This is a genomic window from Streptomyces sp. NPDC031670 (genome assembly GCF_055580545.1).
The window spans coordinates 19,851-46,609 of the sequence record NZ_JBVILC010000001.1; the positions used below are offsets into that span (position 1 = coordinate 19,851).

The following is a 26,759-nucleotide window of genomic DNA, read 5'->3' on the forward strand; positions in this document are numbered from 1 at the left end:
GGGGACGGTACGGCGGGACCTGACGGGGCGTCAACAGCTGTGGTGTCACTGTGGTTTCAGTGGTGTCCCGTCAACTGTCGGTCTGCTCGGAGCGGCCGTGGACCGGGGGGCTCGGCTGGCACCGGGGGCACCAGTACGTGGGGCGCTCGCTGCCGGAGGGGTCGCGCAGGGTGGTGGCGCGCAGAGCGGTACCGCAGCGGGGGCAGGGCCGCCCGCCGCGTCCGTACACGTACACCTGCCGGGACGTACGCTCCCGGTTCGCCTCCATGATCTTCTTTGCGGCGACGACGACCCGGGCGGGGTCGGTGAGCTCGCCCACCGGCAGCCAGGGCACCGCCCGGACGGCGAAGCAGATCTCGGACTTGTAGATGTTGCCGACGCCCGCCAGGTTGCGCTGGTCGAGCAGTGCCTCGCCGAGTGGTCTGGCCGGGTCGCGGAGCAGATTGCTCAGAGCGAGATCGGGGTCCCAGTCCGGGCCGAGCAGATCGGGTCCGAGGTGGCCGACGACGCGGTGCTCGTCGCGGGTGCGGAGCAGTTGCAGGACGGCCAGCCGGTAGCCGACCGCGGTCCGCTCCTCGGTGCCCAGGATCGCCCGGATCTGGTCGCTCCGGCCGCCCCGCCAGCGCTCGCCGGGCGCGAAGATCCGCCAGGTGCCCTCCATCCGCAGATGGGAGTGGAGGGTGAGGCCGCCCTCGATACGAGTGAGCAGATGCTTGCCGCGCGGGGTGACGTCCAGCACGGTCCGGCCGGTCAGGTCTACGGTCGCGAGCCGTGGCACACGCAGATCGGACCGGATCAGCTCGCATCCGCCGAGCGCGGCGTCGAGCCGGCGCGCGGCCTGCCAGACGGTGTCTCCTTCGGGCATGAGGCCATTGTGCAGGGCAGGCGGGGCGGGGGTGCGCGGGGCGCGGTGCCTGCGGGGCGGGGTGTCTGGGAGGCGGTGCGTCTGCGGGTTGGTGGGGGTTGGCCGCGCGGTTCCCCGCGCCCCTGGGAGTTTGTGGCTGAGGCAAGCGGTCCTGGTGCGGTGGACCCCCTCAGGGGCGCGGGGAACCGCGCGAGCGACCCAGCACGGTCCGCAGACGAAAGCGGGCCCGGGCGCGGCCCCGGGGAGCCTCGGATGGGGGATCAGGGCCGCAGCCGCAACCCCCTCGGCGTGGGAACGAACCCCGCCGACTCCAGCGTCCGCGCCAGCGGCGACGTGAGCGCGGCCTCCCCGTTGATCCGCTCCAGGGTCACCGTGCCCAGCCGCCCCGCCCGAGCCGCCCCCGCCAGGGACTCCACCGCAGCCAGCAGCGCCGGATCGTCCGGCTCCGGCGGCCAGGCGAGCAGGGACTTGCCGCCGCGCTCCATGTAGAGCGTGAGCTCACCGTCGACCAGGACCACCATCGACCCGGCCTTGCGGCCCGGCTTGTGCCCGGCCTTGGACGGGGGTTCGGGCCACGGAAGAGCCGCCCCGTACGCGTTGGCGGGGTCCGCCGCCGCCAGCACCACCCCGCGCGGCGTCGGACGCGCCTCCGCACGGTCGCGCGCGGTGGCCGCCGCCCGCAGCCGGTCCACCGCCCCGTCCATCGCGAACTGGGCCGCCCCCAGCCCCTCGACCACATAGCCCCGCCGCGCCTGCCCGCTGTCCTCGAATGCGGCCAGGATCCGGTACGTGGCCGAGAAGCCGCCCTCGACCCCCTCGGCCGCGACCGCGCCCCTGGTCACCACTCCGTGGCGGTCGAGGAGCGTCCGGGCCAGGGCGTGCGCCCGGTGCGTCGGGTCGGGCTCGCGGGCCGGCAGCAGGGACCAGCGCCCCGAGACCGTCGGCGGCCCGGTGCGCGAGGCGGACCGTGCCGCCGCCGTCAGCGACCCGTACCTCCCGCGCGGCACGGTCCGCTTGGCCCGGTGCGCGGTCGACCCGGCGGTGCGGCCCGAGCCAAGCAGCGCCCGCAGCGGGGCCAGGGTGTCGTTGGTGAGCCGCCCCGACCACGCCAGGTCCCAGACCGCGTCGGCGAGTTGGGGGTCGGTCGCCTCCGGGTGCGTGGTGGCGCGGACCTGGTCGGCGATCTGGCGGAAGAACAGCCCGTACCCGGGAGCGAGCGCGGTCAGCACCGACTCGTGCAGCGCGGTGAGTTCCAGGGGATGCGGCGCGGGCAGCAGCAGGGGCGCCGCGTCCGCGAGGAACAGGGAGACCCAGCCGTCCTTGCCGGGCAGCGCTCCCGCCCCCGCCCACAGGACCTCGCCGGTGGTGGTGAGCTCATCGAGCATCCCGGGGCCGTAGTCGGAGACCCGGGACGGCAGCACCAGCTTCTCCAGGGCCGACGCGGGAACGGCGGCGCCCTGCAACTGCTCGACGGCCCGCGCCAGGCCGTCGATGCCGCGCAGGCTGTTGCTTCCCAGGTGCTGCCACTGGGGCAGGAAGGTGGCCAGTGCCGCGGGCGGCACCGGTTCGAGCTCGTGGCGCAGCGCCGCCAGGGAACGGCGCCGCAGCCGGCGCAGCACCGTCGCGTCGCACCACTCCTGTCCGAGCCCCGCCGGGTGGAACTCGCCCTGCACCACCCGCCCGCTCGCCGCCAGCCGCTGCAGCGCGCCCTCGGTGACGGCCGTGCCGAGGCCGAAGCGGGCGGCGGCCGTGGCCGAGGTGAACGGGCCGTGCGTGCGCGCGTACCGCGACAGGAGGTCGCCGAGGGGGTCCTTGACCGGCTCCATGAACGCCTCGGGCACACCCACAGGCAGCGCCGTGCCCAGCGCGTCGCGCAGCCGCCCGGCGTCCTCGATCGCCGCCCAGTGCTCGACGCCGCCGAGCCGCACCCGGATGGCGCGCCGGGCGGACGCGAGTTCAGGCGCCCACGGCGTCTCGGCGCCGCGCGCGACCAGCTCCTCGTCCGTCAGCGGGCCCAGCACCCGCAGCAGGTCGGCGACGCCCTCCAGGTCCTTGATCCGGCGGTCCTCGGTGAGCCACTGGAGTTCCTGCTCCAGCTCGGTGAGGACCTCCGCGTCCAGCAGCTCGCGCAGCTCGGCCTGGCCGAGCAGCTCGGCCAGCAGATGGGAGTCGAGCGAGAGGGCGGCGGCCCGCCGCTCGGCCAGCGGTGAGTCGCCCTCGTACAGGAACTGGGCGACATAGCCGAAGAGCAGCGAACGCGCGAAGGGGGACGGCTCGGGCGTGGTCACCTCGACCAGCCGGACCCGGCGCGCCTCCAGGTCACCCATCAGCTCGGTCAGACCCGGCACGTCGAAGACGTCCTGGAGGCACTCGCGGACGGCCTCCAGGACGATCGGGAACGAGCCGAACTCGCTCGCCACCTGGAGCAGCTGGGCCGCCCGCTGGCGCTGCTGCCACAGTGGGGTGCGCTTGCCGGGGTTGCGCCGGGGCAGCAGCAACGCGCGCGCGGCACACTCCCGGAAGCGGGCGGCGAACAGCGCCGAGCCGCCGACCTGCTCGGTGACGATCTGCTCGATCTCGCCCTTGTCGAAGACGGTGTCGGCGGCCCCGACCGGCGCCTGCTCACTGTCGAACGTCGAATCCAGATGGCCCGGGTCCTGGTCGAGCAGGTCGAGGCCCATCAGATCCGCGTCGGGCAGCCGCAGCACGATGCCGTCGTCGGCGTGCATGACCTGGGCGTCCATCCCGTACCGTTCGGCCAGGCGGGCGCCTAGGGCGAGCGCCCAGGGGGCGTGCACCTGGGCGCCGAAGGGGGAGTGGATGACGACCCGCCAGTCGCCCAGCTCGTCGCGGAACCGCTCGACGAGGATGGTGCGGTCGTCGGGGACATGGCCGCAGGCGCGGCGCTGCTCGTCGAGGTAGGCGATCACATTGTCCGCCGCCCAGGCGTCCAGGCCCGCGCTCAGCAGCCGCAGCCGCGCGTCCTCGGCGCTCAGGGAGCCGACCTCGCGCAGGAACGCGCCCAGCGCGCGCCCCAGTTCGAGCGGGCGGCCCAGTTGGTCGCCCTTCCAGAAGGGCAGCCTGCCCGGCACGCCGGGGGCCGGGGAGACCAGGACCCGGTCGCGGGTGATGTCCTCGATCCGCCAGGACGTGGTGCCCAGCGTGAACACATCGCCGACGCGCGACTCGTAGACCATCTCCTCGTCGAGCTCTCCGACCCGGCCGCCGCCCTTCTTGGGGTCGGAGCCCGCGAGGAAGACGCCGAAGAGGCCGCGGTCCGGGATGGTCCCGCCGGACGTCACCGCGAGGCGCTGCGCGCCGGGGCGGCCCGTGACCGTCCCCGCCACACGGTCCCAGACCACGCGGGGGCGCAGCTCGGCGAAGGCGTCCGAGGGGTAGCGGCCCGCCAGCATGTCCAGGACGGCCGTGAACGCCGACTCCGGAAGGGCGGCGAAGGGCGCCGCCCGGCGGACCAGGGCCAGCAGGTCGTCGGCCTGCCAGCTGTCCAGCGCCGTCATGGCGACCAGCTGCTGCGCCAGTACGTCCAGCGGGTTGGACGGGACCCGCAGCGACTCGATGGCTCCCGAACGCATCCGCTCGGTCACCACGGCCGACTGGACCAGATCGCCCCGGTACTTCGGGAAGACCACTCCCGTGGAGACCGCGCCCACCTGGTGGCCCGCGCGGCCCACCCGCTGGAGACCGGAGGCGACCGAGGGCGGCGACTCGACCTGGACGACCAGGTCCACCGCGCCCATGTCGATGCCCAGCTCAAGACTGGACGTGGCGACCACGGCGGGCAGCCGGCCGGCCTTCAGGTCCTCCTCGACCAGGGCGCGCTGCTCCTTGGAGACCGAGCCGTGGTGGGCGCGCGCGAGGACGGGCGGCGCGCCCTTGGCCGCTCCCGACTGGGCCATGACCTCGGCGGGGGAGTGGGCTTCCCCGAGCGGCACGGCGGACTCGCCCGCCTCCAGCGCGGCAGCCGTCGCCCGCTCGTACGCGATCTCGTTGAGCCGGTTGCACAGCCGCTCGGCGAGCCGGCGGGAGTTGGCGAAGACGATCGTCGAGCGGTGCGCCTGCACCAGGTCGACGATGCGCTCCTCCACATGCGGCCAGATGGACGGCTTCTCCGCACCCTCGGCGGCGTCGGCCGCCGGGGCGCCGCCCAGTTCTCCCAGGTCCTCCACCGGCACGACCACCGACAGGTCGAACTCCTTGGCGGAGCGCGGCTGGACGATCTCCACCTTGCGCTGCGGCGACAGGAAGCGCGCCACCTCGTCCACCGGACGGACCGTCGCCGACAGACCGATCCGGCGGGCCGGTCGGGCCAGCAGCTCGTCCAACCGCTCCAGGGACAGGGCCAGATGGGCTCCGCGCTTGGTGCCCGCCACCGCGTGCACCTCGTCCAGGATCACCGTCTCCACACCCGACAGCGCCTCGCGCGCGGAGGACGTCAGCATCAGGAACAGCGATTCGGGAGTGGTGATCAGAATGTCCGGCGGCCGGGTCGACATGGCGCGGCGCTCGGCGGGCGGGGTGTCGCCGGAACGGATCCCGACCCGCACCTCCGGCTCCGGCATGCCCAGACGCACCGACTCCTGGCGGATGCCGGTGAGCGGGGAGCGCAGATTGCGCTCGACGTCGACCGCCAGCGCCTTCAGCGGTGACACGTACAGCACCCGGCAGCGCTTCTTCGGCTCGGCCGGCGGCGGGGCCGCGGCCAGCCCGTCCAGCGCGGCCAGGAACGCGGCGAGGGTCTTGCCCGAGCCGGTCGGCGCCACCACCAGCACGTCCGACCCCTCGGAGATCGCCCGCCAGGCGCCCTCCTGCGCGGCGGTGGGCGCGGTGAAGGCCCCCGTGAACCAGCCCCTGGTCGCCGGAGAGAAGGAGTCGAGCGCTGTCCTTGCCATGGTCCCCATCGTGCACCCACCCACTGACAATGGCCCGGAGCTGCGAGAATGCGGACATGAACGCGGCCGAGGAGTGGGCACGGCACTGGCGGTACCCGGGGCTGCCGGGCCTCGAACTGCTGCACGCCCGCTACGTCAGCCACTCCTTCTCCCGCCACAGCCACGAGGGCTTCGTCTTCGGGGCGGTGCGCGGCGGGATCGAGGACGTGGTCCTGCCCGGCGAGACCGTACGGGCGCGCCCCGGCACCGTCGTCATGATCAACCCCGAGGTGCCGCACTCGGCCCACGCCGGCGTCCCCGAGGGCTGGACGTACGCCACGCTCTACCCGTCGCCGCAGCTGATCGCCGGTCTCGCCGCCGAGGTCACCACCCTGCGCGGGACCGTGGGATTCGCCGAGACCATCGTCGAGGACCCGCACACCTCCCGGCTCATCCAGGAGGTGCACCGCGCGGCCGAGGAGGGCAACGCGCTCGCCGCCGACACGGTGTTCCGCGTCGCCGTCGCCCGGCTGCTGCGCCGCCACGGACACTCCCTGCCCGCGCGCACCACCGGATCGGCGGGCGCCCGTACGGCCGCGTCCGCCCGCGCCCTCCTGGAAGAGCGCCTGGCCGACCCGCCGTCCCTGGAGGGGCTCGCCCACGACCTCGGGACCAGCCCGTTCGCCCTGCTGCGGGCCTTCAAGGGCGCGTACGGGCTGCCCCCGCACACCTGGCTCACCGGCGAGCGCGTCCGCCGCGCCAAGCTGCTCCTGGAGGCCGGGACCGCGCCCGCCGAGGCCGCCGCGGCCGTGGGCTTCACCGACCAGCCGCACCTCAACCGCCACTTCACCCGCATCGTGGGCGTCACCCCCGGCGTGTACCGCAAGGAGCGCGCAAGAACGTACAAGAACGCGGGCGACCCACCCACGTAACGTCCGGGACGTGGCAGCAGAACAGTCAGCACTCCCAGACATACGCCCCGACGGCGCGCGCCCCGCGAGCTCCCCCAGCCGGGGCGCAGGGCCGGGCCCCGCCGTCGCGGACCCCCACAAGCCGGACTCCGCCGTGGTCAGGGACGCCCTCGGCGTCGGCATCGCCGTCGGGCTCTCCGGCTTCGCCTTCGGCGTCACCTCGGCGGGCTCGGGACTCACCCTCCTTCAGACGTGCGCGCTCAGCCTGCTCGTCTTCACCGGGGCCTCACAGTTCGCCCTGGTGGGCGCGCTCGCGGCGGGCGGCAACCCGTTCACGGCGGCGGCCGGCGCCTTCTTCCTGGGCGTACGCAACGCCTTCTACGGACTGCGTCTGTCGCAGCTGCTCGCACTCCCGCGCGCGGTGCGGCCCCTCGCCGCCCAGTGGGTCATCGACGAGACGACCGCCGTGACCCTCGCCCAGCCCACCCGCCGGGCCGCGCGGATCGGCTTCACCGTCACCGGACTCACGCTCTACGTCCTGTGGAACCTGACGACCCTGGCCGGCGCCATGGGCGCGGAGGCGATCGGCGACACGGACGCCTGGGGGCTGGACGCGGCGAGCCCCGCCGTCTTCCTGGCGCTGCTCGCGCCGATGCTCACCACCGCGACGGAACGGATCACCGCCGGGCTCGCGGTCCTGCTGGCCCTGGGCTTCCTGCCGGTGCTGCCCGCCGGGGCGCCGGTCCTGGTGGCCGCGCTCGCCGCGCCCGTCGTGCTGTTCCTGAAGGGGCGCGCGGACGGGGCGAAGCGCCCCGGTCCCACTCCGGGCTCCGCCCCGGCCGACGGGAACTCCACGAAGGGAGCGGGGCGTTGAACATCTGGATCGCCATCGCCGCCACCGCCGTCAGCTGCTACCTGGTCAAGCTCCTCGGTCTCCTGGTCCCCGCCGGGGCGCTGGAGCGGCCCCTGGTGCGACGGCTCTCCGCGCTGCTTCCGGTGGCTCTGCTGGCCGCCCTCACCGCCCAGCAGACCTTCAGCAGCGGACACCACCTCGCCCTCGACGCCCGGGGCGCGGGTCTCGCGGCGGCGGCCGTCGCCCTGATGCTGCGCGCCCCCTTCCTGGTGATCGTCGCCGCCGCCGTCCTGGTGACGGCCGGAGCGCGGGCCCTGGGCGGCTGAGCGCTTCCCGGCGGTCCGTACGGGGAGCATCCGTTCCGCCCGTCCCGTACCGCGGGCGGGCGGGCGGGCGAATGTCCGGACGCCCCGCGTCAGCCGATCGCGCGGCCGTGCGCGCGCAGGGTCCGCAGCGCCTCGATCGTCACGATCGGCCGCCACTCCAGAGAAGTGCCGGGCGCCCACTCGCTCCAGTGGATGGGCCAGCCGCCGTCCTCCCGCTGCTCGGCCGTGAGGTGGTCGAGCGAGCGCGCCATCTCCTCGTCCGTGAACCAGCGGCGGGCCAGGGACTCCGGCACGCGCGCGTAGTCGTGCGGGAAGTGGTGCTCGGACGGGGCGTATCCGGGGGCGACCGGGAAGTCCCCGAGCCGGTCCGGATCGAGCACCGCGAGCCGCTGCTCACGCACCAGGCGCCCGAGCCGGTCGGCCGCCGCCTCGGCCCGGGCGCGGTCCGGCGCCCCGTCCAGGAAGGCGACCGCCGCCTCGATCTCGTACGGATGCGACTTCTCCAGGGCGTCGACGGCCGCCCAGCAGAAGTCCGTGGCCCGGAAGAGCCAGGCGTGCCACACCTGATTGCGGTGGAGCAGCCCGACCACCGGCCCGGTGGCCAGCAGCTCGCTGGGCGGGTCGTCGACGATCCGTACGAACGGCGCCACGGGGTAGCCGCGCGCCGACGGGTGCAGCGCGGGCAGGGCGCCGTCCCGCGTCGAGACCGCCGTCAGATAGCCGCAGATCCGTTCCGCCCCCCGCCCGCTCACACGGGCGACGGAGTCCAGGACGCGCAGCGCGTGCGCGGTGTGCAGCGGCTGGCTGACGGGGCCGCGCAGATCGGGCTCCAGCGCGTGCCCGTAGCCCCCGTCGTCGTTCTGGTAGGCGGCGAGTGCGGTCTCCACGGGGTCGGCGCCGCCGCCGAGGAAGTGGTGCGCGAACCGCCGCTGCTCCAGCACCCGGGCCGTCAGCCAGACGAACTGCTCGGCTCGGGCGAGCGGTGTGCGGGGCGCGCGGGACGTGCGGACAGTCGCGGGTGATGTTCCGGATCCGGCCATGCTCCGACCGTAGGGCGCCCGGCGCCGCGGTCGAGCCGGACGGCCCCGGCTGCACTCTCAGGGGCGGGATACTGGTGTCATGCGGTTGACGATTTTCTGGGAGCGGATGGCCGACCACTTCGGCGCCGCCTACGCCGACTCCTTCGCGCGCGACCACGTGATCGCCGAGCTCGGCCATCGCACCGTGCACGAGGCGCTCGACGCGGGTTGGGAGACCAAGGACGTCTGGCGGGCCGTGTGCACCGCCATGGACGTGCCCGCGCACAGGCGGTGACGATCCGGGGCTGACGGCCCGGGCTGTCCGGGGCATGGGCGAGACTTGCCGGGTGGCACCCACTGACGAGAGCGACACCCAGACAGACCACCGGGCCGACCGCCCGGCCGGGAACGACCGAGGACGAGGGGAAACAGCCCGTTCCGACGGCGAGCCGCGTTCCACGGACGGCGGGCGCCGGCCCCAGGACGAGGGCGCGGCCCCGCACACGGGGGCGCGCGACGTCCCGGCCGCGCCCGGCGCGGCACCGGGCGCCGGGACCGCCGGGCCGCCGCCGGCCGTGCCCGGGACCGGCGGCGCCGTGCGCATGCCGCGGTGGCTGCCGCGCGCCATGGTGCTCGCGCTCGCCCTCTACGCCTGCTTCCAGCTCGGCAACTGGGCCTTCCACCAGCTCATCGGGCTGCTGATCAATATCCTGATCTCGTTCTTCCTCGCCCTCGCGGTCGAACCGGCCGTCGGGCGGATGTCGGCTCGCGGGATGCGCCGCGGCCTGGCCACCTTCATCGTCTTCTTCGCGGTCTTCCTGGTGACGGCCGGGTTCATCGTGCTGCTCGGCTCGATGCTGGCCGGCCAGATCGTCGACATGGTCGAGCACTTCCCCAAGTACCTCGACTCGGTGATCAGCTGGGTCAACCAGAACTTCCACACCGACCTCTCCCGGGTCGAGGTGCAGGACAGCCTGCTGCACTCGGACTGGCTCCAGAAGTACGTGCAGAACAGCGCGAGCGGTGTGCTCGACGTCTCGACGACCGTCCTGGGCGGCCTCTTCCGGCTGCTGACGATCTTCCTCTTCTCGTTCTACTTCGCCGCCGACGGGCCCCGGCTGCGGCGCACGGTCTGCTCCATGCTGCCGCCCTCCCGCCAGGCCGAGGTGCTGCGCGCCTGGGAGCTCGCGGTCGACAAGACCGGCGGCTACCTCTACTCGCGCGGTCTGATGGCCCTGATCTCGGGAGTCGCGCACTACGTCCTGCTGCAGATCCTGGGCGTGCCGTACGCCCCGGTCCTCGCGGTCTGGGTGGGGCTGGTCTCGCAGTTCATCCCCACCATCGGCACGTATCTGGCGGGCGCGCTGCCCATGCTGATCGCCTTCACCGTCGACCCCTGGTACGCGGTGTGGGTGCTGGGCTTCGTGGTGGTCTACCAGCAGTTCGAGAACTACATGCTGCAGCCCAAGCTCACCGCCAAGACGGTCGACATCCACCCGGCGGTCGCCTTCGGGTCGGTCATCGCGGGCACCGCCCTGATGGGAGCGGTCGGCGCGCTGATCGCGATCCCCGCGGTGGCGACGCTCCAGGCGTTCCTGGGCGCCTATGTGAAGCGCTACGACGTGATGGACGACCCGCGCGTCCACGGCCGGCGCGAGCGGGTCGGAGACTCCGCCCTGGTGCGTGTACGGCGGACGCTGCGCCGGGACCGTGCGGAGCAGCCGGCCGCGTCGGGCGGCGCGGACGGCGTCTGAGAGGGGCGGCCGGAGCCCTTCCGGGCGCCCCCGCGGGGGGCGGCACGCGATGCCCCGGCCCGGGCCGCGTGGTGCGCTTGACACCAAAATCGAACATCCATTCATATGGAAGCGCGGCCCGGTGTTCACTGGCCCTGTGTTCACTTGGGTTCCGCCGGGTTTCCGGTGGGGGTTATCCACAGGCGGGAGGGACTCCGGGGCCCATTGTCAGTGGCAGGGGTTAGCGTCTTTGACGTGAAGCGATCGACTCAAGCAAATCGGGTGGAACCCATGGCAGGAACCGACCGCGAGAAGGCGCTGGACGCCGCGCTCGCACAGATTGAACGGCAATTCGGCAAGGGCGCGGTGATGCGCCTGGGCGAGCGGCCGAATGAGCCCATCGAGGTCATCCCCACCGGGTCGACGGCGCTCGACGTGGCGCTCGGCGTGGGCGGGCTGCCGCGCGGCCGAGTGGTGGAGGTCTACGGCCCGGAGTCCTCCGGCAAGACGACCCTGACCCTGCACGCGGTGGCGAACGCGCAGAAGGCCGGCGGCCAGGTGGCCTTCGTGGACGCCGAGCACGCCCTGGACCCGGAGTACGCGAAGAAGCTCGGCGTCGACATCGACAACCTGATCCTGTCCCAGCCGGACAACGGCGAGCAGGCTCTGGAGATCGTCGACATGCTGGTCCGCTCGGGCGCGCTCGACCTGATCGTCATCGACTCCGTCGCGGCCCTGGTGCCGCGCGCGGAGATCGAGGGCGAGATGGGCGACTCCCACGTGGGTCTCCAGGCCCGGCTGATGAGCCAGGCGCTCCGGAAGATCACCAGCGCGCTGAACCAGTCCAAGACCACCGCGATCTTCATCAACCAGCTCCGCGAGAAGATCGGTGTGATGTTCGGCTCGCCGGAGACGACCACCGGTGGCCGCGCCCTGAAGTTCTACGCCTCGGTGCGCCTCGACATCCGCCGTATCGAGACCCTGAAGGACGGCACCGACGCGGTCGGCAACCGCACCCGGGTCAAGGTCGTCAAGAACAAGGTCGCGCCGCCCTTCAAGCAGGCCGAGTTCGACATCCTCTACGGCCAGGGCATCAGCCGCGAGGGCGGCCTGATCGACATGGGCGTCGAGCACGGCTTCGTCCGCAAGGCCGGCGCCTGGTACACGTACGAGGGCGACCAGCTCGGCCAGGGCAAGGAGAACGCCCGCAACTTCCTGAAGGACAACCCCGACCTCGCCAACGAGATCGAGAAGAAGATCAAGGAGAAGCTGGGCGTCGGCGTCCGGCCCGAGGAGCCGAAGGCCGAGCCCGGCGCGGACGCGGCCGGTGCGGCCTCGGAGGCGGAGGCGGCATCCGTGCCCGCCCCGGCCACCAAGGCCAAGACGGCCAAGGCCACCGCTGCCAAGAGCTAGACCATGACACGCAGGACCGAATGGGCCGAGCCGGACGGGACGGGCCCCGACCGGGCCCGGTCCGCGCGGCCGGGCCCGAAGCGGGCCGGCTCCCGACGGGCCGGCCCTGAGGGATTCGGCGACGGCGCCGGCTCGCCGGGGCCCGAGCGGGAGCCGGCGCCTGAGGACCCGGCCGAGCGGGCGCGGGCGATCTGCCTGCGCCTGCTCACCGGGACCCCCCGGACCCGTAAGCAACTGGCCGACGCCCTCAAGAAGCGTGAGATCCCCGACGAGGTCGCCGAGGAGGTCCTCTCCCGCTTCGAGGAGGTGGGACTGATCAACGACGCGGCGTTCGCGGACGCCTGGGTCGAGTCCCGTCACCACGGGCGCGGCCTGGCCCGCCGGGCGCTCGCCCGGGAGCTCCGCACCAAGGGTGTGGACTCGGCGGTCGTCGACGAGGCCGTCGGGCAGCTCGACTCCGACCGGGAGGAGGAGACCGCGCGGGAGCTGGTGGCCCGCAAGCTCCGCTCCACCCGCGGCCTGGACCGCGACCGCCGCATCCGCCGCCTCGCCGGGATGCTGGCCCGCAAGGGCTACCCGGAAGGCATGGCCCTGCGCGTCGTGCGCCAGGCCCTGGAAGCCGAGGGCGAGACGGCGGACGACCTGTACGAGCCGTTCTGACGGGGCAGTGCGGACAGGCGTACCGGTGAGCCGTGCGGACGGGACGTGCGGACGATCGTATGGACAGGACGTGCGGGCCGGACCGGGCGTTCTCGGGCATGCGGCGACGAGGCGAACCGGTCGGACGGATGGCCCGGGCCGGGCGGCCGGTCGCAGGCTCAACCCGCCCCCGGGCCCCCGGCCCCGCCCCGCCCCACCGGCCCGCCGAGAGCCGTCCTCAAGCGGGCGTCGTCACCGGTAGCCCGTCCGCACGCCACGCCTGGAATCCGCCGACCAGGTCCGTCGCCCGGTGCAGCCCCAACTGGTGCAGGGAGGCGGCGGCCAGCGACGAGGCATAGCCCTCGTTGCAGATCACCACGATCCGCAGGTCATGGCTCGTGGCCTCCGGGACGCGGTGGCTGCCCCGTGGGTCGAGCCGCCACTCCAGCTCGTTGCGCTCGATGACGAGCGCCCCCGGGATCAGACCGTCGCGTTCGCGCAGCGCCGCGTACCGGATGTCGACCAGGAGCGCCTCGCCCGCCCGCGCGGCGTCGTGCGCCTCGCGCGGCCCGACCCGGTCCAGGCCCTCGCGGACGCGGTCCAGCAACTCGTCGACTCCCACCGGATGTTCACTCACTGCCAGTCCTCCGGGCGCTCGACGTGCTCCAGCCGCAGCACCGCGCCGGTACGGCTGAAGCGCCGGATCAGGGGCAGCGGCGGATAATAGGCGTGCACCGAGACCGTGTGCCGGGTCGTCGACTCGTTCCGGACCTCGTGCACATGATGGGGTCCGAAAGCCCGCCCCTCACCGGCCCCCACGCTGCGTGAACGGTCGAGGTCCCCGGCGAGTTCCAGCGTCTTCCACCCCTCCGCCGGCAGCCTGGCAGCCAGCGAGTCCTCCCGGAGCGTTCCGGCGGCCGTGGCGAACGCGCCGTGGGAGCCCCCGTGGTCGTGCCAGCCGGTGCCGGTACCGGGCGGCCAGCCGATCAGCCACGCCTCGCTGCCGCCGGGCCCCTCCAGCCGGATCCAGGTCCTGCCCTGCGGGTCGAGCGGCAGGGAGGAGACGAGCGAGGTGTCGGCGGCGGTGCGGCGGACGAAGTCGAGCAGGTCCGCCTGGCTCGGCGCGGCGGGCGAGGCGGGAGCGGGCGGGGAGACGCGGGCGGAGCCGGGCGTGGAGGGGTGCGCGGAAGGTGACATGTGGAGCCGTCCTGGGGGAGTTCGCGTGTGCGCGCGTACGCCGGAAAGCGGCTTGGCGGCGCGCGGAGGGAGGGGCGAATCAGCGGGACGGGCGACACACGCAGCCCGCGTAGCGGACGAGGTCCATATGGACCCTCCGCCACAGGCGCGCATAGGTGTCGGTCACGTTCCGGAGTACACCATGTGCGCCTGTGCGGGTCAATTGATGTCCGCGGTGCGGTCCTCCACGCGCGCGTGGGCGGCGGCTCCGCCGCGCGCCGCGTCGGCGGCCGTGTACAGCTCGCCCGGCCACACCCCCTCGAACGCCGCGATCAGGTGCCCGTCGGGGCGTACGAGCAGCACCGTGTGGGCCGCCGCTCCCGGATACGCCTCGGCCACCAGCAACTCGGCCCCCGCGGGCAGGGTGTTGACCGCGGCCGTCAGGCGCGGCATCACCCCGGCGGTCAGCCAGTGCCGCCGGTCCCAGATGCCGGTGCCGGGGGCGATCAGGACCACCAGGAGCCGGCCCCGGCCGAGCCGGTCCCGCAGGGCCACCACCGACCCGTCCGGCGCGGTGACCGGGACGTCGTCGACGGGCGCGCCCACCTGGGTGCCGACCGGTGTGTGCGCCTCGGCGGGTGGGGGTGCGAGGGGGGAGTGCGGGTAGGAGGGGGGCGCGCCGAGCGGGCCGCGCCCCAGATGGCCGTCGGCGAGCAGGGCGTCGTGGCCGCGCGCGGCGCCCGGGAGGTACGACCGCAGTCCTCCACCGCCGCGCAGCACCTGCATCGCCTGGTCGGCGGCGCGCAGCCGGGCGGCGACACTGGCGCGGCGCTCCGTCTGGTAGCTGTCGAGCAGCACTTCGGAGGCGCCGTGGTGCCAGGCCTGGGCCAGCTTCCAGGCCAGGTTGGAGACGTCCCGCAGCCCCTCGTCCAGGCCCTGGATGCCCACGGCGCCCAGCAGATGGGCGGCGTCCCCGGCGAGGAAGGCGCGGCGCACCCGCCAGCGTCGGGCGAGGCGGTGGTGCAGCGTGTACACGCCGGTGTCCAGGAGCTCGTACGGGGGAGTCGTGCCGCACCACCCGGCCAGCGTGTCGCGCAGCCGGCCCGTCAGCGCGTCCGGGGTGACGAGTTCGGCGCGGTCGGGCAGCAGCCAGTCGATGCGCCACGCCCCCTCGGGCAGCGGACGGGCCGTCACCTCCTCGCCGGCCGAGCGCCATGGCGGCAGCCGGTGCAGCAACGCCTCGCCGGGCCAGGGGAGTTCGGTGCGCAGGGCCACGACGGCCTGGCGCTCCACCGCCGTACGCCCGGCGAAACGGACGTCGAGGAGTTTGCGGACGGTGGAGCGCGCGCCGTCGCAGCCCACCAGGTAGCTGCCGCGCCACCAGGTGGCGTCCGGGCCGGTGGTGTGGGCGGCGACGCCGTCGTCGTCCTGTTCCAGGGCGTCCAGACGGCTCGCGGGCGCCAGCCGGACGAGCCGGGAGACGGCCGCCGCGTCCCGCAGGGCGCGGGTGAGGACGTGCTGGGGCAGATGGACCGGCGAGGGGCCGCCGTCGAGGTCGTCGTCGAAGGAGACCTGGCGTTGCAGGGTGGCGCGCCGCATGCCCCGCCAGCCCGTCCAGCGGGCCCCCTCGTAGCGTACCGCGGCGCAGCCCAGCCGTTCCACGAAGGCGGCCGTGTCGGGCCGCAGGACGGCCGTACGGACCGGTCGGGGCTCCTCGCCGCCCGTCTGCTCGTCCAGGACGACGGAGGGAACCTGCTGGGCGGCGAGGGAGAGGGCGAGCGCGAGTCCGACCGGACCGGCGCCGACGACGATCACCGGGTCCACGGCGTGGCTCCCTGGGCCCGGCGGGACGGCTGGCAGGTGGCGCTGAGGACCCGGTGCACGATCACAGAACGTATGCAACCCACTGCGGGTGCTTGCGTCAAGTGACGGAGGCAGTGGCGGGAGCGCCACTGCCTCACGCGCCGTCAGTTCGTCTTATCATCACGCCGGTCGGTCGCCTTGCCGCCGGTTCCCACGATCGCGCCGACCGGATCGGCGGCGGCCGTCGGGGCGGTAGCCCCGGCGACGGTGATGCCGGTCTTCGCGCGCCGGCCGCGCCGCTCGATCCAGGTGGCGAGCCCCGAGAGCGCCAGACACATGGCCACGTAGATGGCGCCGATGACGACGATCGTCGAAACGTACGGGTACTGGCCGTTGACCTGCGTGTTGCTCGCGATCAGACGGGCCGTCTGGAGCAGTTCGGGGTAGAGGATGATGAAGCCGAGCGAGGTGTCCTTCAGGGTCACCACCAGCTGGCTGATGATCGTCGGCAGCATCGCGCGGACCGCCTGCGGCATGAGCACGCTGGTCATGACCTGGGTCTTGCTCATGCCGAGCGCGTACGCCGCCTCGCGCTGGCCCCTGGGCACGGAGTTGACGCCCGCGCGCAGCACCTCGGCCTGGACGCAGCCGTTGTAGATCGACAGGCCGAGCGCCAGCGCCCACATCGAGTAGTCGGTGAGGAATCCGACCCAGACGGCGTAGATGGTGATCAGCAGCGGGATCGACCGGAACAGCTCGACGAAGCCGGTCGCGGCCCAGCGGACCGGCTTGTGGTCGGAGAGGCGGGCGACCGCCAGGAGGACGCCGAGGACCAGCGAGCCCACCGCCGCGAGGCCGAAGGCCTTCAGGGTGGCGACGACGCCGTCGGCGATGTTCTGCCGGATGCCCGAGTAGTTGAAGATGTCCCACATCTCGGGGGCGAGATGGCCCTTGTCCGACAGCCGCACGATGCTCAGGGCGAGCAGCGCGAGGATGGCGAGGGAGCCGAGGACGGCATAGATCCGGTTGCGTACGACGGCCTTGGGGCCCGGGGCGTCGTAGAGAACGCTGGCGCTCATCGGGCGACCTCCATACGGCTCTCCAGCAGGCGGAAGACACCGCTGATGAAGAAGGTGACGACCAGGTAGCCCAGGGCGACCCAGACGAAGACGGGGACGATGTCGTAGCCCTGGTCGCTCATCAGCTTCTGCCAGCCGAAGAGCTCCGTGACGCTGAAGGCGCCGGCGATCGCCGAGTTCTTGGTGAGCGCGATGAAGATCGAGCTCAGCGGCGGGATGACGGTCCGGGTGGCCTGTGGCAGCACGATCAGGCGGAGGGTCTGCGTGAACGACATCCCGATCGAGCGGGCGGCCTCGGCCTGGCCCAGCGGGACGGTGTTGATACCGGACCTGATCGTCTCGCAGACGAAGGAGGCGGTGTAGAAACCGAGGGCGAGCGAGCCCAGCAGGAAGGGGCTCATCCCCGGGAAGAAGATCTCCGGGACGACGAAGAAGAAGACGAGGAACAGCAGGGTCAGCGGGGTGTTGCGCAGCAGCGTCACCCAGGCGGTGCCGAAGAAGCGCAGCGGCGGCACCGGCGAGACCCGGAATCCGGCCAGCAGCAGCCCGAGGACCAGGGCGATGACCGAACTGACGGCGGTGATCTCCACGGTTCCTATGAAGCCGTCACGGAATTCCGAGAAGTTGTCGAGCAGTACGTTCATGAGGTCTCCGCGTCGGCGGGCGGCTGGCGGGCAGGGCCGGGAGCGCCCTCCACGCGTGCGTGGAGGGCGGCTCTGGCGGCCGGGTCGGCGGCGGCGCGGTCAACCGCGCCGACTCGGTGCCACCCGGACGGGTGGCACCGGATCAGTAGCGCTGGACGGCCGGCGGCTCGACGTAGCCGGCGCCGGACAGGCCGAGCGTCGCCTCGTAGATCTTCTTGTAGGTGCCGTCCTTGACGTGCTTCTCGATCGCGTCGTTGACGAAGTCGCGCAGCGCCTTGTCGTCCTTGTTCATACCGACGCCGTACGGCTCCTGCGTGAAGGGGTGGCCGGTCACCTTGAGCTTGCCGGAGTTGGCCGCGGCGTAGCCCTTGAGGATCGAGTCGTCGGTGGTGACCGCGTCGACCTGCTTGGTCAGCAGCTGCTGGACGCAGTCCGAGTACTTGGCGAGCTCGACGACCTTCGCGCCGTACTCCGGCTTCTTGATCTCCTGGAGCGGGGTGGAGCCGACGATCGAGCAGACCTTCTTGCCCTTGACCGTGTTCTTGTCGGTGATCGCCGTCTCGTCCTTGCGGACCAGGAGGTCGGCGCCGGCCTTGTAGTACGGGCCCGCGAAACCGACCAGCTTCTTGCGCTTGTCGTTGATCGTGTAGGTGCCCACGTAGTAGTCGACCTGGCCCTTGGAGATCGCGGTCTCCCGGACGCCTGAGTCGACCGTCTTCCACTCGATCTGGTCCTTGCCGAAGCCCAGGTCGGCGGCGATCATCCGGGCGAGCTCGATGTCGAAGCCGGAGCGCTCGTTGGTCGACTGGTCCTGGAAGCCCAGGTACGGCTGGTCGGCCTTGGCACCGATGATCAGCTTGCCGCGCGCCTTGGCGGCCTTGAACGTCGGGGAGTCGAGGGCGACGTCCTTGGCGACGGTGTACGTGGGCAGCTGCGGGGCGCCGGACTCGCCGGGCTTGGCGGCCTGCTTGTCGCCCGCGGAACCCGACTTGCCGCCACAGGCGGTCGCGGTCAGCGCGAGCACAGCGATCGCCGCGAGGGCGGCGGACTGGCGGAGCTTCATGTGAACATCCCTCGTATCGCTTGAATCACTCAGATGTGGGGGCCGTCGGCTTGTCGGGGAGGAGCGGCGCCGGGGCGGGCGCTCCGGGTCCTCGGCGGCCTCAGTGGTGAAGGATCTTGGACAGGAAGTCCTTGGCCCGGTCGCTGCGCGGGTTGCTGAAGAACTGGTCGGGCGTGGCCTCTTCGACGATCCGGCCGTCGGCCATGAAGACGACGCGGTTGGCCGCGGAGCGGGCGAAGCCCATCTCATGGGTGACGACGACCATCGTCATGCCGTCGCGCGCCAGCTGCTGCATGACCTCCAGGACCTCGTTGATCATCTCGGGGTCGAGCGCGGAGGTGGGCTCGTCGAAGAGCATGACCTTCGGGTCCATCGCCAACGCGCGCGCGATGGCCACACGCTGCTGCTGTCCGCCGGACAGCTGCGCCGGGTACTTGTCGGCCTGGGTGCCCACGCCGACCCGGTCGAGCAGGGCGCGGCCCTTCTCCTCGGCCTGCTTCTTCTCCGTCCCGCGGACCTTGGTCTGGCCCAGCATGACGTTCTCCAGCACGGTCTTGTGCGCGAAGAGGTTGAACGACTGGAAGACCATGCCGACGTCGGCGCGGAGCCGGGCCAGTTCGCGGCCCTCCTGGGGCAGCGGCTTCCCGTCGATCGTGATCGCCCCGGAGTCGATGGTCTCCAGGCGGTTGATGGTGCGGCACAGCGTGGACTTGCCGGACCCCGACGGTCCGATCACGACCACGACCTCGCCGCGCGCGATCGTCAGGTCGATGTCCTGGAGCACGTGCAGCGCGCCGAAGTGCTTGTTGACGCCGCTCAGCACGACCAGGTCGCCCGACGCGGGTGCCGCGTCCTCGGCGTCCTTGGCCACTGATACTCCGCTCATCGGCTTCCAGCTCCGCTCTTCCTCGGTTGGGGAGGAACGTAGTGCGCCGTTGCGACCAGCGTCATTACATCTGAGCGAGAATTGAGCATCACGATCCGGTAGCGGGGTGGCACTCTCCGTGAAGGGGGCGCGCGGCGCAATACCGGCTCCGTAACGGATGCCGCGCTCCGGTGGGTGTCCCCTTGACGCACACCCGCGGCATGGGCGTGGATGCGGGAGTACATGCCTGGCGACGACTACGGAGGGGGGACGATGAGACTGCTGCTCGTCGAGGACGACGACCATGTCGCCGCGGCCCTGTCCGCCGTGCTCGCCAGGCACGGCTTCGCCGTCGTGCACGCGCGCAACGGCGAGGAGGCGCTGCGGGCGCTGCTGCCCGACGACCGTGCCCCCAAGGAGCCCTTCGCCGTCGTCCTGCTCGACCTGGGTCTGCCCGACCAGGACGGCTACGAGGTCTGCGGCAAGATCCGCAAGCGCACCGCCACGCCGGTGATCATGGTCACCGCGCGCGCGGACGTACGCTCGCGCATCCACGGCCTCAACCTCGGCGCGGACGACTACGTGGTCAAGCCCTACGACACCGGCGAGCTGCTGGCGCGCATCCACGCCGTCAGCCGCCGCACCACCGCGGGCGAGGACAGCGGTGCGATCCCCGCCGTCGCCCTGCGGCTCGGCCCCGTGGAGATCGAGCTGCCCACCCGGCGCGTCAGCGTCGACGGCGAGAGCGTCCAGCTCACCCGCAAGGAGTTCGACCTCCTCGCGCTCCTCGCCCAGCGGCCCGGAGTGGTCTTCCGGCGCGAGCAGATCATCAGCGAGGTGTGGCGCACCAGTTGGGAGGGCACGGGGCGCACCCTCGAGGTGCATGTCGCCTCGCTGCGTTCCAAGCTGCGGATGCCGGCCCTGATCGAGACCGTCCGCGGCGTCGGGTACCGGCTCGTCGCCCCGGCCGCGGCGTAGGGCCCGACACCCCAGGTGCGTACGCGACTCCTGCCCCTGCTGATCTCCCTGCTCGCCCTCGTCCTGATGGCGCTGGGCTTCCCGCTCGCGATGAGCGTGGCCTCCGCCCAGCAGCAGAAGGTCGTCGTCGACCGGATCGACGACACCGCGCGCTTCGCCGCGCTCGCCCAGTTCGTCACCGTCGCCGACGACAAGGACACCAGCAGCAAGGAGCGCCTGGCCACCCTGGAGGAGGAACTCGACCGCTACCACGAGCTGTACGGGATCCGCGCGGGCGTCTTCTTCCGCAACGGAAGCGCCATGGCCAGTGCCCCCCGGGGCTGGGGCGTGCCGGACGACGGCAAGGGCGGTGACGCCTTTCAGGAGGCGCTGGCGGGCCGCCGCAGCCACGATCCGCCCCAGGTCTGGCCCTGGCAGCGCGGACGGCTCGTGGTGGCCTCCCCGGTGGTGCGCGAGGGCGATGTGATCGCCGTGGTGGTCACCGACTCGCCCACCGGGCACATGCGCTCGGCGGTACTGCGCGGCTGGCTGCTGATCGCGGCCGGGGAGGTGGCCGCGATGCTGCTCGCGGTCGGTGCGGCCTTCCGGCTCACCAGCTGGGTGCTGCGGCCCGTACGCGTCCTGGACGCGGCCACCCACGACATCGCGACCGGACGCATGAAGTCACGGGTCGCGGTCGCCGGCGGTCCCCCGGAACTCAGAAGGCTGGCCCGGTCGTTCAACGAGATGGCGGACAACGTCGAGGACGTGCTGGACCAGCAGCGCGCCTTCGTCGCCGACGCCTCCCACCAGTTGCGCAACCCGCTCTCCGCCCTGCTGCTGCGCATCGAGCTCCTCGCCCTCGAACTGCCCGAGGGGAACGAGGAGATCGCCTCGGTGCGCGCCGAGGGCAAACGCCTGGCCCAGGTGCTCGACGACCTGCTGGGCCTGGCGCTGGCCGAGCACACCGAGGCGGACCTGCGGCTCACCGACATCGGAGCCCTGGCGGGCGAGCGGGTGGAGGCCTGGCGTCCGCTCGCCGAGGACAAGGGGGTGCGGCTCACCGAGCGGCGGGCCGCCGTGACCGCCTGGGCGGACCCGGTGGCGCTCTCCAGCGCCCTGGACGCCGTCATCGACAACGCGTTGAAGTTCACTCCGGAGGGTGAGGAGGTCACGGTCGCCGTCGCCGCCGACGGCGACCACTCGAAGATCACGGTGACCGACCGCGGCCCCGGCCTGACCGACGACGAGCTGAGCCGCGTCGGAGACCGGTTCTGGCGCTCGGGCCGGCACCAGAACGTCAGGGGATCGGGCCTCGGCCTGTCCATCTCGCGGACCCTGCTGGCGGCGGGCGGCGGCACCATCACCTACGCCCACCACGCCCCCCACGGCCTGCGGGTCACCCTCAGGGTGCCGCGCACCTCACCGACGGGCTGAGGACGCGCGGCCCCGGCGGCCGGTTCCGTCCGGGCACGGCCCCCGTCCGGGCCCGGCCCCGTTCAGGGCTTGGTCGACAGGTAGTAGCGCCGGGCGCCGTCGTGCAGCGGCAGCGGTTCCGTGTAGATCGCGGTGCGCAGGTCCACCAACTGCGCCGCGTGCACCTCGCGCCCGATGGCGTCCCGGCTGCGGATCACCGTGTGGGTGAACTCCTCGGTCAGGCCCCGGTCCGTGCGGTCCGTGGTGACCAGCAGGTTCGCCACGGCGATCGTCGGTACGGCGACACCCCGCTGTGCCTGCGGATACGCGTCGGCCGGCATGGTCGCCGCCCGGTAGAAGCCGGTCAGACCGTCCGCCGCGTGCAGCGCGGTGACCAGGTCGCCCAGCGGTACCAGGCGGATCTGGTCCTGCTCGGACAGCCGCAGCACCGCGGTGGTGGGCAGCCCGCCCGACCAGAAGAACGCGTCGATCTTCCCCGTCCGCAGCAGCTCAGGCATGGTGTCGATGCCCGCCGAAACCGGGGTGATGTCATGCGCCGGGTTCAGCTTGGCGGCGGTCATCAGCCGCTCCGCGAGCAGCCGCACCCCCGACCCGGGCTGTCCTATGCCGACGCGCCTGGAGCGCAGGTCGGCCGTGCTGCGCACCGGGGAGTCGCGGGGCACCACGAGCTGGACGTAGTCGTCGTAGAGACGGGCGCAGCCGCGCAGCCGGTCGGCCCCGGTGGAGCCGTCGCGGAGGTACTTGGCCACCGCGTCGGCGGTCGCGATGGTGAAGTCCGCCTCGCCGGTGGCCACCCGCTTGAGGTTCTGCTGCGAGCCCTCGCTGGTCTGGAGCCGGACGTCCACCTCGGGCAGGTCGTCGGCGAGCGCCCGCTCCAGCAGCTCGCCGTAGCGCTGGTACACCCCGGTCCGTACACCGGTACTGAACGTGATCGTCCCCGAGGGCCGCGAGGCCCCCAGCGACAGCAGCCACCACAGCAGCAGCCCGAACGCGACCAGGGCCGCGACCGCCCCCTGGAGGGCACGGCGGCGGCTGACGCGGGGAAGGGCCTGGAGCATGGCGCGATCCTGCCAGCTCACTCCCCGTGATGGCCAGGCCCGGGGCCGGGGAAGGCGGACCGGCCTGTCGGTGCGACCTCGTACCCTGGTGTACGAGATGAGCGAGGTAGAGGGTTTGAAAACCTACGAGGTGCGCACCTACGGGTGCCAGATGAACGTGCACGACTCCGAGCGGCTGTCCGGCCTCCTGGAGGGCGCGGGGTACGTCCGCGCGCCCCAGGGCAGCGACGGTGACGCGGACGTCGTCGTCTTCAACACCTGCGCGGTGCGCGAGAACGCCGACAACAAGCTGTACGGCAATCTCGGCCGGCTCGCCCCGATGAAGACGAAGCGGCCCGGGATGCAGATCGCCGTAGGCGGCTGTCTGGCCCAGAAGGACCGCGACACCATCGTCGAGCGGGCGCCCTGGGTGGACGTCGTGTTCGGCACGCACAACATCGGCAAGCTGCCGGTCCTCCTTGAGCGCGCCCGCGTCCAGGAAGAGGCACAGGTCGAGATCGCCGAGTCGCTGGAGGCGTTCCCCTCGACGCTGCCGACCCGGCGCGAGTCCGCCTACGCCGCCTGGGTCTCCATCTCCGTGGGCTGCAACAACACCTGCACCTTCTGCATCGTCCCGGCCCTGCGCGGCAAGGAGAAGGACCGCCGTCCCGGCGACATCCTCGCCGAGGTCGAGGCGCTGGTCGCCGAGGGCGTCTCCGAGATCACCCTGCTCGGCCAGAACGTCAACGCGTACGGCTCGGACATCGGCGACCGCGAGGCCTTCTCCAAGCTGCTGCGCGCCTGCGGGACGATCGACGGCCTGGAGCGGGTCCGCTTCACCTCGCCGCACCCGCGCGACTTCACGGACGACGTGATCGCCGCCATGGCCGAGACGCCCAACGTGATGCCGCAGCTGCACATGCCGCTCCAGTCCGGCTCGGACACCGTCCTGAAGGCGATGCGCCGCTCGTACCGCCAGGAGCGCTTCCTCGGGATCATCGAGAAGGTCCGCGCAGCGATCCCGCACGCGGCCATCTCCACCGACATCATCGTGGGCTTCCCCGGCGAGACCGAGGAGGACTTCGAGCAGACCATGCACGCGGTCCGCGAGGCCCGCTTCGCGAACGCCTTCACCTTCCAGTACTCCAAGCGCCCCGGCACCCCCGCCGCGACCATGGAGGGGCAGATCCCCAAGGAGGTCGTGCAGGCGCGCTACGAGCGTCTGGTGGCGCTCCAGGAGGAGATCTCCTGGGAGGAGAACAAGAAGCAGGTCGGCCGCACCCTGGAGGTCATGGTCGCCGAGGGCGAGGGCCGCAAGGACGGCAGCACCCACCGCCTCTCCGGCCGCGCCCCCGACAACCGTCTGGTGCACTTCACCAAGCCGGAGCAGGACGTCCGCCCCGGCGACGTGGTGACCGTCCAGATCACCTACGCGGCCCCGCACCACCTGCTGGCGGAAGGCCCCACCACCGCCGTGCGCCGCACCCGCGCCGGTGACGCCTGGGAGAGGCGCACCGCGGCCCCGGCCCAGCCCGCCGGGGTGATGCTCGGGCTGCCGAAGATCGGCGTTCCCGAGCCGCTGCCGGCCGCGACGGGCGGGTGCGGCGCCGTCTGAGGCCTGTCCACGCGCGCGTGGGGGCGCCGTCGTCTGCGGCCCCGCCCGCACACGCGCGTGGCGGGGCTCCCGGACGGGCCGGCCGCCACGCGCGCGTGGCCGGTTCGCGGTGCCCGTGCGGCGCCGTGGCCGGGCGCACCCACTACGCTGCGGATCATGCTCGTAGCCGCCGCCGTCTGCCCCTGTCCGCCGCTGCTGGTGCCCGCGGTCGCCTCCGGCGCCGCGCCGGAACTCGACGCCGCGCGGGACGCCTGCGCCGACGCCGTGGGCCTGCTGGCCGCCTCCCGGCCCGACCTGCTCGTCGTGGTCGGCCCCGCCGAGCAGGCGGCCCGCGGCCCGCACCCCCAGGGCGCGCCCGGGTCCTTCGCGCCCTTCGGCGTGGACCTTCGCGTGACGCTCGGCCCGGCGCCCGCCGAGCCGGACGGCAACGCGCGCGAACTGCCGCCCTCGCTCGCCGTCGGAGCGTGGCTGCTGGAACGCTCCGGCTGGTCCGACGCCCCCGTGGAGGGCCTCGGGGTCGGTGAGCCGCTGGAGGCCGCGCGCTGCGCCGATGTGGGCCGGGGCCTGCCCGCCCGCGCCGACCGGGTCGCCCTCCTGGTGATGGGCGACGGCAGCGCCTGCCGCACCCTCAAGGCCCCCGGCTATCTCGACGAGCGCGCCGCCGCCTTCGACGGATGCGTGGCGAGCGCGCTGGGCGCCGCCGACACGCGCGCGTTGCTGGAGCTGGACGCGGAGCTCGCGTACGAGCTGAAGGCGGCGGGCCGGGCGCCCTGGCAGGTGCTGGCGGGCGCCGCCGAGGGCGCGGGACTGGAGGGCCGGCTGCTGTACGAGGACGCCCCGTACGGCGTGGGGTACTTCGTGGCCGTCTGGTCCTGACAGCACGGCGCGGCGGCCCACGGGAGGGCGCGCGCACCCAGGAGCGCATACGGGGACGGCCGCGGAGCCCAAGTGCTCCGCGGCCGTCCCCGAGATGATCGGACCGGCGGTGGCGGAATGCCGCCGTCGGCCCAGCGAGCCAGGTTATTTCCGGGCGCTCTCGCCCGCCTCGTTGTCCGCCGCCTCCTCCGCCGACTGCTGCTTGGGGATCTCCATGCCCTCGGCGGCGACCGGTTCGGCGGTCTCCGCCGGTGCGGCCTCCGCGGCGGGCTCGGGCTCCTCCGTGGAAGCGGCGGCCTCCGGTCCGGCCTCGACAGCCTCCTCGGCCTCGGGCGTCACGGTGGCGGACGCGGCCTCCTCGGTCGATGCCTCTACCGCCTTACGGCGAAACCTCGAAAAAACGCCCATATCAACTCCATAGCGTACGTGTGTGGGCGAAATCCCACCCCATCCGGAGCGCCTCATTGCGGCGGCCGGGGGCACCGGTTCGGCAAACCGGCGGTCGGAACCTCGCAACAGGCAACGAACCCGGATGCGCTCCGTCACGTAGCTCGTTCGGGGACGACCGCCGAGGTTTGCGAGACTGGGACCGTGAGAACTGCAGCTCCCGCACCGCGGGTCATCGCCGTCGTCGGTCCGACAGCGGCCGGAAAGTCCGATCTGGGTGTCTTCCTGGCCCAGCAGCTCGGCGGCGAGGTCGTCAACGCCGACTCGATGCAGCTCTACCGGGGGATGGACATCGGCACCGCCAAGCTGACGCCCCAGGAGCGCGGCGGCGTCCCCCACCACCTGCTGGACATCTGGGACGTGACCGAGCCCGCCAGCGTCGCCGAGTACCAGAAGCTCGCCCGCGCCGAGATCGACCGGCTGCTCGCCGAAGGCCGCACCCCCGTGCTCGTCGGCGGGTCCGGCCTCTACGTGCGCGGCGCGATCGACGTACTCGACTTCCCCGGCACGGACCCCGAGGTGCGCGCGCGCCTCGAAGGCGAGCTGGAGCAGGACGGGCCGGGCGCGCTGCACCGGCGGCTGGCCGAGGCCGACCCCGAGGCGGCGCGCGCGATCCTGCCGAGCAACGGGCGCAGGATCGTACGGGCCCTGGAGGTCATCGAGATCACCGGCAAGCCCTTCACGGCCAACCTGCCGGGCCACGACTCCGTGTACGACACCGTGCAGATCGGCGTCGACGTCGGCCGCCCCGAACTCGACGAGCGGATCACCGTCCGGGTCGACCGGATGTGGGAGGCGGGTCTGGTGGACGAGGTGCGCGCACTGGAGGCCCGGGGGCTGCGGGAGGGGCGCACCGCCTCGCGCGCGCTGGGCTACCAGCAGGTGCTCACGGCGCTCGCGGGGGAGTGCGGTGAGGACGAGGCGCGCGCCGAGACGGTCCGCGCCACCAAACGCTTCGCGCGCCGCCAGGACTCCTGGTTCCGCCGTGACCCGCGCGTGCACTGGCTCAGCGGCGCCGCCGAGCACCGCGGGGAACTCCCGGGGCAGGCGCTGGCGTTGGTCGAACGAGCGGTCACAGCCTGATCACGTGATGGCCCACTCGTGCTGAAACG

26 protein-coding genes are annotated in these 26,759 nt (G+C 73.0%); 12 read left to right on the top strand and 14 right to left on the bottom strand.

What is annotated here, in order from left to right; genetic code table 11:
- Nucleotides 1-70: 70 nt before the first annotated feature.
- Both ACZ5ID_RS00080 and ACZ5ID_RS00085 read right to left on the bottom strand, forming a co-directional pair.
- Nucleotides 71-865, bottom strand: a complete 795-nt coding sequence (locus ACZ5ID_RS00080) for an Fpg/Nei family DNA glycosylase (RefSeq protein ID WP_468891933.1) — start codon at nt 863-865, stop codon at nt 71-73.
- 260 nt (nt 866-1,125) lie between these two features.
- Complete coding sequence (locus tag ACZ5ID_RS00085) at nt 1,126-5,775, bottom strand: ATP-dependent helicase (RefSeq protein ID WP_468891935.1); 4,650 nt, start codon at nt 5,773-5,775, stop codon at nt 1,126-1,128.
- 56 nt (nt 5,776-5,831) lie between these two features.
- On the opposite strand from ACZ5ID_RS00085, the gene ACZ5ID_RS00090 reads away from it, so the two are divergent.
- Genes ACZ5ID_RS00090 through ACZ5ID_RS00100 form a run of 3 tightly spaced genes read left to right on the top strand, consistent with a single transcriptional unit; the run spans nt 5,832 to nt 7,844 of the window.
- Nucleotides 5,832-6,686, top strand: a complete 855-nt coding sequence (locus ACZ5ID_RS00090; protein WP_468891937.1) for an AraC family transcriptional regulator — start codon at nt 5,832-5,834, stop codon at nt 6,684-6,686.
- 10 nt (nt 6,687-6,696) lie between these two features.
- Nucleotides 6,697-7,539, top strand: a complete 843-nt coding sequence (locus ACZ5ID_RS00095) for an AzlC family ABC transporter permease (RefSeq protein ID WP_468891939.1) — start codon at nt 6,697-6,699, stop codon at nt 7,537-7,539.
- Nucleotides 7,536-7,844, top strand: coding sequence for an AzlD domain-containing protein (locus ACZ5ID_RS00100; RefSeq protein WP_468891941.1), 309 nt, complete (start codon nt 7,536-7,538; stop codon nt 7,842-7,844). The genes ACZ5ID_RS00095 and ACZ5ID_RS00100 overlap by 4 nt, the downstream gene beginning before the upstream one ends.
- An 89-nt stretch (nt 7,845-7,933) precedes the next feature.
- On the opposite strand, the gene ACZ5ID_RS00105 is transcribed toward ACZ5ID_RS00100, so the two are convergent.
- Complete coding sequence (locus ACZ5ID_RS00105) at nt 7,934-8,884, bottom strand: hypothetical protein (RefSeq protein WP_468891943.1); 951 nt, start codon at nt 8,882-8,884, stop codon at nt 7,934-7,936.
- Between the two features lie 79 nt (nt 8,885-8,963).
- Here ACZ5ID_RS00105 and ACZ5ID_RS00110 point away from each other — a divergent pair, with 79 nt between their 5' ends.
- From ACZ5ID_RS00110 to recX, 4 genes are all read left to right on the top strand, one after another.
- On the top strand, nt 8,964-9,158 hold the full coding sequence (locus ACZ5ID_RS00110) for a DUF3046 domain-containing protein (RefSeq protein WP_406552668.1): 195 nt from the start codon (nt 8,964-8,966) through the stop codon (nt 9,156-9,158).
- A 307-nt stretch (nt 9,159-9,465) separates the two neighbouring features.
- Complete coding sequence (locus tag ACZ5ID_RS00115; protein ID WP_468893118.1) at nt 9,466-10,617, top strand: AI-2E family transporter; 1,152 nt, start codon at nt 9,466-9,468, stop codon at nt 10,615-10,617.
- 270 nt (nt 10,618-10,887) lie between these two features.
- On the top strand, nt 10,888-12,009 hold the full coding sequence (recA, locus tag ACZ5ID_RS00120; RefSeq protein WP_468891945.1) for a recombinase RecA: 1,122 nt from the start codon (nt 10,888-10,890) through the stop codon (nt 12,007-12,009).
- Nucleotides 12,010-12,012: 3 nt separating this feature from the next.
- Nucleotides 12,013-12,669, top strand: a complete 657-nt coding sequence (gene recX, locus ACZ5ID_RS00125; RefSeq protein WP_468891947.1) for a recombination regulator RecX — start codon at nt 12,013-12,015, stop codon at nt 12,667-12,669.
- Between the two features lie 217 nt (nt 12,670-12,886).
- On the opposite strand, the gene ACZ5ID_RS00130 is transcribed toward recX, so the two are convergent.
- From ACZ5ID_RS00130 to ACZ5ID_RS00165, 8 genes are all read right to left on the bottom strand, one after another.
- Nucleotides 12,887-13,291, bottom strand: coding sequence for a rhodanese-like domain-containing protein (locus tag ACZ5ID_RS00130; protein WP_468893120.1), 405 nt, complete (start codon nt 13,289-13,291; stop codon nt 12,887-12,889).
- Nucleotides 13,282-13,845: a cupin domain-containing protein gene (locus ACZ5ID_RS00135; RefSeq protein WP_468891949.1), complete on the bottom strand. Its 564-nt coding sequence runs from the start codon at nt 13,843-13,845 to the stop codon at nt 13,282-13,284. The genes ACZ5ID_RS00130 and ACZ5ID_RS00135 overlap by 10 nt, the downstream gene beginning before the upstream one ends.
- Nucleotides 13,846-13,924: 79 nt before the next feature.
- Nucleotides 13,925-14,137, bottom strand: coding sequence for a putative leader peptide (locus ACZ5ID_RS00140; protein WP_468891951.1), 213 nt, complete (start codon nt 14,135-14,137; stop codon nt 13,925-13,927).
- Nucleotides 14,044-15,648, bottom strand: coding sequence for an FAD-dependent monooxygenase (locus ACZ5ID_RS00145; protein WP_468891952.1), 1,605 nt, complete (start codon nt 15,646-15,648; stop codon nt 14,044-14,046). Before ACZ5ID_RS00145 ends, ACZ5ID_RS00140 begins: the two co-directional genes overlap by 94 nt.
- Before the next feature lie 143 nt (nt 15,649-15,791).
- Nucleotides 15,792-16,706, bottom strand: a complete 915-nt coding sequence (locus tag ACZ5ID_RS00150; RefSeq protein WP_468891954.1) for an amino acid ABC transporter permease — start codon at nt 16,704-16,706, stop codon at nt 15,792-15,794.
- The gene (locus ACZ5ID_RS00155) at nt 16,703-17,350 is read right to left on the bottom strand and encodes an amino acid ABC transporter permease (protein ID WP_406551919.1); all 648 of its coding nucleotides are present in this window, start codon (nt 17,348-17,350) and stop codon (nt 16,703-16,705) included. Before ACZ5ID_RS00155 ends, ACZ5ID_RS00150 begins: the two co-directional genes overlap by 4 nt.
- Before the next feature lie 142 nt (nt 17,351-17,492).
- Nucleotides 17,493-18,413, bottom strand: coding sequence for a glutamate ABC transporter substrate-binding protein (locus ACZ5ID_RS00160; RefSeq protein WP_468891957.1), 921 nt, complete (start codon nt 18,411-18,413; stop codon nt 17,493-17,495).
- Nucleotides 18,414-18,513: 100 nt separating this feature from the next.
- Complete coding sequence (locus ACZ5ID_RS00165) at nt 18,514-19,299, bottom strand: amino acid ABC transporter ATP-binding protein (protein ID WP_406551921.1); 786 nt, start codon at nt 19,297-19,299, stop codon at nt 18,514-18,516.
- Nucleotides 19,300-19,551: 252 nt separating this feature from the next.
- Here ACZ5ID_RS00165 and ACZ5ID_RS00170 point away from each other — a divergent pair, with 252 nt between their 5' ends.
- Complete coding sequence (locus ACZ5ID_RS00170) at nt 19,552-20,256, top strand: response regulator transcription factor (RefSeq protein ID WP_406551922.1); 705 nt, start codon at nt 19,552-19,554, stop codon at nt 20,254-20,256.
- A gap of 15 nt (nt 20,257-20,271) precedes the next feature.
- Complete coding sequence (locus tag ACZ5ID_RS00175) at nt 20,272-21,672, top strand: sensor histidine kinase (RefSeq protein WP_468891960.1); 1,401 nt, start codon at nt 20,272-20,274, stop codon at nt 21,670-21,672.
- Nucleotides 21,673-21,734: 62 nt separating this feature from the next.
- Here the strand turns inward: ACZ5ID_RS00175 and ACZ5ID_RS00180 are convergent, their stop codons facing one another.
- Nucleotides 21,735-22,730, bottom strand: a complete 996-nt coding sequence (locus tag ACZ5ID_RS00180) for a TAXI family TRAP transporter solute-binding subunit (RefSeq protein ID WP_468891962.1) — start codon at nt 22,728-22,730, stop codon at nt 21,735-21,737.
- Nucleotides 22,731-22,827: 97 nt separating this feature from the next.
- Here ACZ5ID_RS00180 and miaB point away from each other — a divergent pair, with 97 nt between their 5' ends.
- Both miaB and ACZ5ID_RS00190 read left to right on the top strand, forming a co-directional pair.
- Nucleotides 22,828-24,324: a tRNA (N6-isopentenyl adenosine(37)-C2)-methylthiotransferase MiaB gene (gene miaB / locus ACZ5ID_RS00185; RefSeq protein ID WP_468891964.1), complete on the top strand. Its 1,497-nt coding sequence runs from the start codon at nt 22,828-22,830 to the stop codon at nt 24,322-24,324.
- Nucleotides 24,325-24,480: 156 nt separating this feature from the next.
- On the top strand, nt 24,481-25,200 hold the full coding sequence (locus ACZ5ID_RS00190) for a class III extradiol dioxygenase subunit B-like domain-containing protein (protein ID WP_468891965.1): 720 nt from the start codon (nt 24,481-24,483) through the stop codon (nt 25,198-25,200).
- Nucleotides 25,201-25,344: 144 nt separating this feature from the next.
- On the opposite strand, the gene ACZ5ID_RS00195 is transcribed toward ACZ5ID_RS00190, so the two are convergent.
- Entirely contained in the window at nt 25,345-25,608 is a 264-nt protein-coding gene (locus tag ACZ5ID_RS00195; protein WP_468891967.1) for a hypothetical protein, read from the bottom strand.
- 134 nt (nt 25,609-25,742) lie between these two features.
- A complete protein-coding gene (locus tag ACZ5ID_RS00200) occupies nt 25,743-25,823 on the bottom strand; it encodes a hypothetical protein (RefSeq protein ID WP_406551936.1) in 81 nt (26 codons plus the stop codon).
- On the opposite strand from ACZ5ID_RS00200, the gene miaA reads away from it, so the two are divergent.
- Nucleotides 25,792-26,730 (top strand): tRNA (adenosine(37)-N6)-dimethylallyltransferase MiaA, encoded by a 939-nt coding sequence (gene miaA, locus ACZ5ID_RS00205; protein ID WP_468891968.1) that lies wholly within the window; start codon nt 25,792-25,794, stop codon nt 26,728-26,730. The genes ACZ5ID_RS00200 and miaA overlap by 32 nt on opposite strands.
- Nucleotides 26,731-26,759: the final 29 nt, after the last annotated feature.